We start from the raw sequence: 7545 nt of genomic DNA on the forward strand, positions 1-7545 counted from the left end.
CACCGATGACGGACACGAATGCCGCACGGCACTCGGGCACGGCCGGGAAGGCGGCCGGGAAGGTCTATGGCCCGCTGCTCGCCGCCGACATCCTCCTCCCGCTGATCGTCTACTACGCGGCCCGCGCCCTGGGCGCCGGCCAGGCACCGGCGATGCTCCTGAGCAGCGCGCCACCTGCCCTGCACCTGCTGTCCACCGCCGTACGGCAGCGCCGGATCGACGGCGTCGATCTGTTCTTCACCCTCCTGCTGGCCGTAGCCGCGCTGGCGGCCCTGATGGGCGGCAGTACACGCGTGCTCCTGTACAAGGACGCCGTGCTGTCCCTCGTGGTCGGCGGCTGGGTGCTCAGCACGGGATTCACCCGCAGACCGCTGGCCTTCCAGCTCGGCCAGCGACTGCACCGGGGAGCAGCAGCCCGGGCGCGCAGCAGGGCGTGGCAGGACTCCTCCGACTTCCGCCAGGGACTGCGCGTCCTCACTCTGGTGTGGGGCGCCGAACAACTCCTCGACGGCGGAATCGGCACGCTCGCCGCCCTCACGCTGCCCGCCGACACGGTGCCGCTGCTCACCCGCCTCCAGTCCCTGGTGCTGCTCGCCCTGGCCGCCGTGGTCACCGCCGCCTACACCCGCCGCTTCCGCACCCGCCACGGCCTCCCGCTGTTCGGCATCCCTGCACCAGCCACGACTGCCCGCCCGAACCCATGAGCGCGAAGCGGCGGGTGCCCCCTGACGGAAGCTTGGTTGAAGGCCGCCCGCGACGCCTTGCCGTCCGGCCTGAGCAGGGCAATACGACGTTGGAACCCAACCCGCTGCAACGCCCCGCCGGGTCGGAGACGGTGTGGTGCACGCAGAATGGCCCCCGCCTGTCCGTACAGGCGGACGGGGGCGGGGGCCGTTGTCATGCTGCGTTGCCGGTCGGGTTAGTCCTGGGGGCGGCGGCGCTTGGCGCGGAAGAGGAGGAAGCCGGCGGCCAGGAGGACGGCGGCGACGGCGGCGACGAGGCCGACCTGGGCTCCGGTGTCGGCAAGGCCCCCACCGTCGTTGTCGTTCCTGCCGGGCGGGGTGGACGGCTGGTCATGGCCGGGAGCCGAGCCGGTGGGTGTGTGGCTGGGCTCGTGGCCGGCCGGTGGGGTGCTGGCCGGGGTGGTCGGCCTGCCGGTGTGCGTCGGTGCCGGCGTCGGCGTGGTGCCGTCGGCGGACTTGCCGTCGCTGTTGCCGCCCAGCATCACTGCGGTCTCGTTGTCGGCGTCGTCGGTCATGGCGTCCACGGCGATCTTCGCGGTGCGCGGGGCGTAGTGGTGCTGGGTCTGGAAGACGGCCTTGGGGATGTTGCGCTTGGGCTGCTTGGAGAAGTCGACGCCGCCGACGATGTAGATCATGACGCCTTGGTCGGTGTCGACGTTGTACTTGAACTCACCCTTGGTGAAGATCTCCCGGTACTTACGGAAGAGCGCGTCCTTGTCCCAGTGCTGGTTGGGAGCGCGCAGCGGCCACCGCTTCACGTCGTTGCTGTTGATGATGCTGTGGTAGTCGGTGGGGTGCCGGGCGTCCTGCTGGCGGATCCACTCGGCGGCGACGCGGGCGGTGTAGACGCGGCGCAGGTCGGCGTACTGGGGTGCGGTGTTGATGGTCTTCTCGACGTCGGGGACGATCATCCGGTCGATCACCGCTTGTGCCTGCTGGCGTTCGGCCTTGGTGGGGTTGCAGATGGCTTCGCCGCCGGGCTGGGTGGCGAAGTCCTGCGGAGTCGACTTCAGGCGGAGCGGGGTGTCGAGGATGTAGAGGCCGCCGTCCTGTTCGCGGACCTTGGCGGTCTTCGGCTCGATCCAGTTACGGATGCCGGTGAAGCACGGGCGGCCGTTGACCCTGGGGAGGGCCGCCCAGAACCGCTTGCCGAGGGCGGTCTGCGGGTCCATGGCCTTGAAGAAGTCGTGCTTCATCCGGAGGTCGGCTTCCAGGAGCACGCGGCCTGCGTCGGTGGAGGCGAACTTGCTGTCCATGACGCGGTCGGGCTGGTCCGGGTTGAGGTTCACCCAGAACTTGTCCGGGGTGAGGGCGAGCCAGGTGAAGAACGCGTCGGAGATGAGCTGCGCCTTGGGCTGGGCGCCCCATCCGCCGGCTTCCTCGTCGGGGACCTTCTTGGCGGTGAAGGCGTAGTTCAGGCCCTGGCCCTTGACGGGCGTTCCGACGTAGGAGAGGTCGAGGGTGGTGAAGTCGACGCCGCCGGGGCCTTTGGGGAAGTTGCCGTTGCGGTCGACGGACCGGATGATGCCCTGCTGCTCCTTCCACTCCTTCGGGGTGTTCGGGGACTGGCTGATGATGTTGTTTCCGCCGCCCCTGGAGCCGCTGTTCACGCCGTTGCCGGTACTCATGTACGGGTAGTTGGCGCGGTAGGGGCCCTTCTCGGCCCACTTGGGAGCGCGGGGCACTTGGTCGGAGTGGAAGTTGTACTCGCGGACGCGGTCCGGGCCGGCGAGCCTCTTCATGGCCCGGATGAAGTTGCGGCCCTCGCCCGCTTGGTCCTCGCCGAAGACCATCGTGTACTTGTAGGACTTCCAGCCGGGGTTCTTGGCCCATGCCTTGTCGGCGGGCACCTGCGTGCGGTTCGGCTTGCCGTTGGCCTTGATCTCGACGATCTCGCGGGTCTTCTTGTTGTAGGCGTCCAGGACCCGCTTGTACCGCTTACCGGTCTGAGGGTCCTTGAAGTACACCTCCTTCTGGCAGATCCAGTCGGGCCCGACCAGGCCCATGTCCTTGACGACCTTCTGCTCGAAAGCGTCACCGCGCGGGTCGTTGCCCTGGTTGGGGATGTACTGCTTGACCAGGTAGTTGCGGAAGTTCTTCCATTTCTTCTGGTTGTTGAAGCGGGCGTAGATGCGGCGCGGGTCGTTGTGGGAGTACTGCTTGTAGTTCGTCCCGGCCGCCTTCACCTCGGCGTCGGTGGGGTTGAGGCCGTCGAACGCCATGCCGGGGTTGACGTACTCGTAGGAGTCCCACAGCCGCTTCTCGCGGGAGGCGTCATAACGCGGCAGGCCGCCGACCGGGATGTTCTCGCCCGTCAGGCCATGCAACTCGTCGCAGCGCTGGCCGGGCTTGAGCGGGCCCGCCGCCTCCGCCGTGTGGGTCAGGGAGGGCAGGCCGGTCAGCGCAACCGCGGTGGCGAACGCGACGGCCAGAACTCTTGTGCTGATGGGGCGCCAGGAGGCGCGCGATATGCGTGGTGTCACGGATGTGTCCCCGTTGAGGGCCCATGGGGTGGTCGTCCTCACCGGGCACCAGGGCCCCCGTCGTCGTGTGATGCCGGCGAGTTGCCCTCAAGTTAGGCGTTCAACTGTTCGTTGTTCCTGTGGATTTGCTGTGTCGTCGCCGTTCAACTCACAACCACCACACGATCGTTACCAGGGTGAGACCTGAGCATTGGGCGTTACGGTGGTGTGCATGAGTCGCGGGAACTGGAGCGCGAAGGACATTCGCGAAGCACGGGAACTGGACGTGCTGCGCTCGGAGAACGAGGTACTGCCCCTGTGGCTGCGCGAGCAGCAGTCACGGTTCGCCGAGTGGGTGCGCGAGAACGAAGGCCAATGGGACTTCTCCCCCCAGTCCCTGGACCGGCTGGAAGCCGTCGTACGGGCACGGTTCCGACGGGAGGACGACTTCAACGCCCAGGACGACGAGGCCTTCTTGCAGGTCGCGGCCTGGTACCTCGGAGAGGTCCACAACCGCTGCCGGGGAACCCAGTGGCAGGTGCACCCGGGCGCCAAGGGCCACCACCGATGGAAGTCGTACCCGTTCGTCATCCCCCCGTGGGAGCAGCTCGACGACTACGAGGACGAGGACGGCATCGACTACGACGCCCGGCCCATCGTCGACCCCCTCGGCAGCCTGCGCCTGATCCTGCCCGAGCCCTACGAACGGCTTGAGCCGGGTCAGACACTCCGCAGCGAACTGGATGCGTACGAGCCGGGCGAAGAGTAGCCGGGGCGCCGTCGAGGCCGACCCGCGGCACTGCCCGGACGCCCGAAGACGGCCTCGTCGGCTTCGAAGGCTCCGACGCAGTGATCACTCCGGCCACGCCGAGATCATGTCACCGTGACCTGGCGGGCCCTGAGAGAGATGGCGCTACAAGGCGATGCGCCCGGTCAGTCACCATTCGAGGTACTTGGCCAGGCTCGGAGCAACCCAGGTTCGGCTGTCGTCCTCGTGGTTCCAGGCGAAGACATCGCGTTGAACAGCACGGCCCTCGTCCGGCCGGTCGTGCGTCGGGCAGCCCTCACCGTTGCGGGACAATCCTTCGTCGTTGCCGTCGGCCGGCCGGTCACCGGCAACCGCAACGACTGCAAGGCGTGGGAACTGTCCGCGCGAAGGCCTCCGTCAGCCGGACCACGGTCATCGCGGACGGCGGCCACCGGAGCACCGCCCTGGTCATCCCGCACCGCCGCGAACGCGGCCAGACCGAACTGCCTGCGTGGAAGGAGGAGCACAACACCTCCCACCGCAAGGTCCGGGCCCGCGTCGAGCACGTCTTCGCGCGGATGAAGACCTGGAAGGTCCTTCGCGACTGCCGCCTGAAGGGCGAGGGCATTCACACCGCGATGCTCGGCATCGCCCGACTCCACAACCTCGCCCTCACAGGATGGCTTCCGCCCCACACGAGACCATTTTGAAGAAAAGCCCGAGGGAGACGGCTCCCTCGATCTCGCCGTCGCGGAGGATGCTCAGTCGAGACAGAACTCGTTGCCCTCGATGTCCTGCATCACGATGCACGACTCGTTGTCGTCATCGGCAAGCAGCGTTCGCACGTGCACCGCACCGAGCGCGACCAGCCGTGCGCATTCGGCCTCCAGTGTGGCGAGGCGCTCATCACCCACGAGTCCGGTGCCGGCCCGCACGCAAAGATGCACCCGATTCTTGACGATCTTCCCTTCGGGAACGCGCTGGAAGAGCAGGCGCGGGCCCGCACCCGAGGGATCACTGCATGCGAAGTAGGTGACCTGATCCTCAGGCGGCAGCGAGCGATGGTAGTCCTCCCAAGTGGCAAACCCCGTCGGGACCGGCGGTACGACGTACCCCAACACCTCGCACCAAAAACCGGCGAGTCGCCCGGGTTCTGCGCAGTCGAAGGTGACTTGGAACTGCTTGATCGATGACATCGGCGCACCATAACAGGGGGACTCTCTTGCTCATTCACCGGTGTGGATCCGCATGTTGTCGGGGGGGGACGGCCCCTGCTAGCCGCTGCTGTGTCGTGCGGTCGCAGGGGATGACCCGGCGTCGATGCCTCCAAGGGGTTGCTCGCAGTTCCGGACCAGGCCGCGTCCACGGCCCTCGCCGCGTTTCCCGACGCCAGCCTGCCGACCAACATCAGGTGATCAAACCGGACGGCCGAGAGAACGACGCACCCCGGCGGCGTAGCCCACCGGTGGGACCCAGGATCCAATGCCGACCAACCACCCTCGTGCCAAGGATCAGTTACGGGACACCCCTTGGTGTGGCGCTCGACCGAGGACGGATCGGGCACGCGTTTGATTCTGTGCCGGTCGCTCCACCCGCAGATCCGACGTAGGCCACTGCCCTGTGTCACCGCACCTCAAGTGCGCGCCATGGGACGTTCACGGACGCGCGTTCGTGTCACCGAAGATTGCGCGAAGGTATGCATCATGGGGAGCAGCCGACCCACCATCGGCCTGACCTGGCACGATGTTTCCTTGTGCATGCTGAAGACTCACGGGAATCCGTGCCGACCGTCACTGTGCGTCTCTGGCGCTCCGATGCCGTCGTGCTGTTCGACTGGCTGATGAGCACCGACCTGAACGCTGTACCGATTACGCATCCGGCTCAGAAGCAGGCGCTCACAGACCTGCTTGCGCGATTTGAGTGGGCATGTGATGTAGACATCACGGGTTCCACTGCGGAAGAGATCGCCACGGCCCAGGGAGAGGTTGCCAAGAACATGGGCTGGTAGGACACCGGTCGTGATCAAGCTTCGATGGCACGGGGTCAGGATTCGATGTCGTCTTCCACATCCGCCCGGGCCTGGAGGACCGTGTCGACGCCGGTGAGTTCCGGGAGGCACCGCAGCGGAGGCGGGGGCGCGACCACCCTCAGGTCCGTCGTGTGGTGGACGCCGAGAAGCAGGTTCAAGAACGTCCTATCCGCGAAGATGGGGGCGGCGGCATCCACCACCATCCTGTGGTGCGTCTCGGCAGCCGCCTTCAGCCCATCCGCCAGCAGCGTGATCGAGGCCGGGTCGTAGGCGCCGTGAGCCACGAACACCCAGGCCCCGTGCAACTCGTACTGGAACTGATGATCCGCGGACCCCACCGCGCCCCCGGGGCGCCGGGGGGCTTCACCAGGTCTTCGCGGTGGTCAGGAGGACCTCGCGGACGAGTGTCACGTGGGGGTTGGTGGAGCTGCCCGGGCGTTGGACGAGGTAGGCCGTGTTGATCGGGGGATCCTCCGGCTGGTGGAGCAGCCGGAGGGCGCCGGAGGCGAGTTCGGCGCGGCACAGATAGCTGGGCAGGACGCTCCAGCCGGCACCGGCGGTGACGGTGGTGAGAACGCCACGCAGGTCCGGGACGGTGATCGCGGCCTGGACATGCAGGCGGCGGTTGAAGACGTGGCGCCAGTAGCGGCGGGCGATCGGCAGGTCCTCGGCGTAGGCGATCAGCGGAAGGCTCTCCAGGGCAGTGGGCAGGTCTTGCCCCGTGAGCTGTTCGGCCCATGCAGGAGCGGCGACCAGGACGAATTCCTCGTCGGCGAAGAGATCGGCGTGCAGTGTGCGGCCACGGGGCCGACGGGTGGCGACGACTAGGTCATGGCGACCCGCCCGGAGTTCTTCGAGCAGCGGTTCGGTCAGTCCGATGGCCACCCGCAGCCGGACACCCTGCGTCACCAGCGGGGCCAGCACCTTGAGACCGACGACGCCCATGAACTCTGCGGGTCCTGCCAGATGCACCGGCGCCACGGTGCTGCTGGATTCCTCGCCTGTAATTGCGGCCAGTTGATCGAGGGGTACCGACAGCTGCGTGGCGAGCTGGTCCGCGTGGGGCAGCGGGGTTACGCCGTGCGCCCGGCGCTCGAACAGTTCGCGGCCGAGCCGGTTCTCCAGTGCCCGGATCTGCGTGGTCACGGTGGACTGCGACAGGCCCAGCCGTCGTGCCGCGGCGGTGAAGGACCCCAGGCGGTGCACGGCGAGAAAGGTGCGCAGCAGGTTCAGGTCCAACGGACCGAACCCTTGACTGTCCTGATCGCTCACGCCGTCGAGCCTACGAGGTAAGCATGGCACCACCTGGCATCTGTCCTCGTGCAGGGCATCGGTTCCTCGATGCCTGGTATCGATGCATTCATTGGCGCGGATGGTTCAGGACCTTTAGTTTTCGAGTATCAGAGTTCTGACGTCTTGAGTACGCAACGTCAGAGCGCCCCCGGCTCTCGGAGACCGCACCTTGTCGAAGATCCTTTTTGTGATGACCGGCGCCGACCACTGGACGCTGGCGGACGGCACCAAGCACCCGACCGGCTTCTGGGCCGAGGAGGCCGTCGCCCC

Annotated in this window: 7 protein-coding genes and 2 pseudogenes; 5 read left to right on the top strand and 4 right to left on the bottom strand. The window is 67.3% G+C overall.

Going from position 1 to position 7545, the window contains the following annotated elements; translation table 11 throughout:
* Positions 1–5 precede the first annotated feature (5 nt).
* Positions 6–704, top strand: coding sequence for a VC0807 family protein (locus AB0H32_RS19615; protein WP_361121781.1), 699 nt, complete (start codon positions 6–8; stop codon positions 702–704).
* Positions 705–919: 215 nt separating this feature from the next.
* Here the strand turns inward: AB0H32_RS19615 and AB0H32_RS19620 are convergent, their stop codons facing one another.
* Complete coding sequence (locus AB0H32_RS19620; protein WP_361121784.1) at positions 920–3226, bottom strand: hypothetical protein; 2307 nt, start codon at positions 3224–3226, stop codon at positions 920–922.
* Positions 3227–3437: 211 nt separating this feature from the next.
* Here AB0H32_RS19620 and AB0H32_RS19625 point away from each other — a divergent pair, with 211 nt between their 5' ends.
* On the top strand, positions 3438–3974 hold the full coding sequence (locus tag AB0H32_RS19625; protein ID WP_361121787.1) for a hypothetical protein: 537 nt from the start codon (positions 3438–3440) through the stop codon (positions 3972–3974).
* 318 nt (positions 3975–4292) lie between these two features.
* Positions 4293–4663: pseudogene (locus AB0H32_RS19630) on the top strand (transposase); the annotation flags it as partial.
* 51 nt (positions 4664–4714) lie between these two features.
* Here AB0H32_RS19630 and AB0H32_RS19635 read toward each other — a convergent pair.
* A complete protein-coding gene (locus AB0H32_RS19635; RefSeq protein WP_361121790.1) occupies positions 4715–5149 on the bottom strand; it encodes a VOC family protein in 435 nt (144 codons plus the stop codon).
* A gap of 557 nt (positions 5150–5706) precedes the next feature.
* Here AB0H32_RS19635 and AB0H32_RS19640 point away from each other — a divergent pair.
* On the top strand, positions 5707–5961 hold the full coding sequence (locus tag AB0H32_RS19640; RefSeq protein WP_361121793.1) for a hypothetical protein: 255 nt from the start codon (positions 5707–5709) through the stop codon (positions 5959–5961).
* Positions 5962–5996: 35 nt separating this feature from the next.
* Here the strand turns inward: AB0H32_RS19640 and AB0H32_RS19645 are convergent, their stop codons facing one another.
* Both AB0H32_RS19645 and AB0H32_RS19650 read right to left on the bottom strand, forming a co-directional pair.
* Positions 5997–6320 (bottom strand): anti-sigma factor antagonist, encoded by a 324-nt coding sequence (locus AB0H32_RS19645; protein WP_361121796.1) that lies wholly within the window; start codon positions 6318–6320, stop codon positions 5997–5999.
* Positions 6321–6345: 25 nt separating this feature from the next.
* The gene (locus AB0H32_RS19650; RefSeq protein WP_361121799.1) at positions 6346–7254 is read right to left on the bottom strand and encodes a LysR family transcriptional regulator; all 909 of its coding nucleotides are present in this window, start codon (positions 7252–7254) and stop codon (positions 6346–6348) included.
* 190 nt (positions 7255–7444) lie between these two features.
* On the opposite strand from AB0H32_RS19650, the pseudogene AB0H32_RS19655 reads away from it, so the two are divergent.
* Positions 7445–7545: pseudogene (locus tag AB0H32_RS19655) on the top strand (type 1 glutamine amidotransferase domain-containing protein); the annotation flags it as partial.

Source organism: Streptomyces sp. NPDC020362, from assembly GCF_040642095.1.
GTDB lineage: Bacteria > Actinomycetota > Actinomycetes > Streptomycetales > Streptomycetaceae > Streptomyces.

Coding starts and splice junctions, on each gene's coding strand:
- AB0H32_RS19625 (WP_361121787.1), top strand. CDS start 3,438: ATGAGTCGCGGGAACTGGAGCGCGAAGGACATTCGCGAAGCACGGGAA.
- AB0H32_RS19635 (WP_361121790.1), bottom strand. CDS start 5,149: ATGTCATCGATCAAGCAGTTCCAAGTCACCTTCGACTGCGCAGAACCC.
- AB0H32_RS19615 (WP_361121781.1), top strand. CDS start 6: ATGACGGACACGAATGCCGCACGGCACTCGGGCACGGCCGGGAAGGCG.